Source organism: Psychromonas sp. 14N.309.X.WAT.B.A12 (genome assembly GCF_030397575.1).
Taxonomy (GTDB): Bacteria; Pseudomonadota; Gammaproteobacteria; order Enterobacterales; family Psychromonadaceae; genus Psychromonas.
In genome coordinates, this window is record NZ_JAPNXS010000025.1 from 1 (window position 1) to 1304 (window position 1304).

Here is a 1304-nt window from a genome sequence, read left to right on the forward strand (position 1 = left end):
AATGATGCACCAGAAATAACTATCACTAGCAGCAATGACTTTACTGAAGATGACGGCAGTGCCGTTGAAGGTGCCGTGGTTGCGACGTTCGAAACAACGGATGAAGACGGTGACGAAGTTACTGTTACGTTAAGCGATACCGTTAATTATGAAATTGTTGACGGCACGGTTGTCTTAACCGAAGCCGGAGCAGCACTGGTCAACAGTGGCGAAGAGCTACCTGAATTTACTTTGATTCCAAATGATGGCACGACTGACGGTGAAGCAGTTTCTGTTGAGCCAAGTGTAACTACGACGAATGATGCGCCAGAAATAACTATCACTAGCAGCAATGACTTTACCGAAGACGATGGCAGTGCCGTTGAAGGTGCAGTTGTTGCGACGTTCGAAACAACGGATGAAGACGGTGACGAAGTTACTGTTACGTTAAGCGATACCGTTAATTATGAAATTGTTGACGGCACGGTTGTCTTAACCGAAGCGGGCGCAGCACTGGTCAACAGTGGCGAAGAGCTACCTGAATTTACTTTGATTCCAAATGATGGCACGACTGACGGTGAAGCAGTTTCTGTTGAGCCAGGTGTAACCACGACGAATGATGCGCCAGAAGTCACCATTACCAGTACCAATGACTTTACCGAAGATGATGGCAGTGCGGTTGCTGGAGCAGAAGTCTCTACCTTTACTACCTCAGATGAAGATGGCGATGATGTTACCGTTACCCTGAGCGATACAGTCAACTACGCGATCGTAGATGGCACGGTGGTGCTAACAGAAGCCGGTGCAGCACTGGTCAACAGTGGCGAAGAGCTACCTGCATTTACACTAACACCAAATGACGGCACGGTAGACGGTGAAGCAGCCACTGTTGAGCCAGGTGTGACGACTAGTAATGATGCACCAGAAATAACTATCACTAGCAGCAATGACTTTACTGAAGATGATGGCAGTGCCGTTGAAGGTGCCGTCGTTGCGACCTTCGAAACAACGGATGAAGACGGTGATGAGGTTACTGTTACCTTAAGCGATACCGTTAATTATGAAATCGTAGATGGCACGGTTGTGCTAACAGAAGCGGGTGCTGCACTGGTCAACAGTGGTCAAGAGCTACCTGAATTTACATTAACACCAAATGACGGCACGGTAGACGGTGAAGCCGCCACTGTTGAGCCAGGTGTGACGACTAGTAATGATGCACCAGAAATAACTATCACTAGCAGCAATGACTTTACTGAAGATGACGGCAGTGCCGTTGAAGGTGCCGTGGTTGCGACGTTCGAAACAACGGATGAAGACGGTGACGA

General features: G+C 48.4%; 1 protein-coding gene. It reads left to right on the top strand.

What is annotated here, in order from left to right; genetic code table 11:
- Positions 1-1304: hypothetical protein (locus OW492_RS16900; RefSeq protein WP_290041695.1), on the top strand; the 1304-nt coding region annotated here is incomplete at both ends.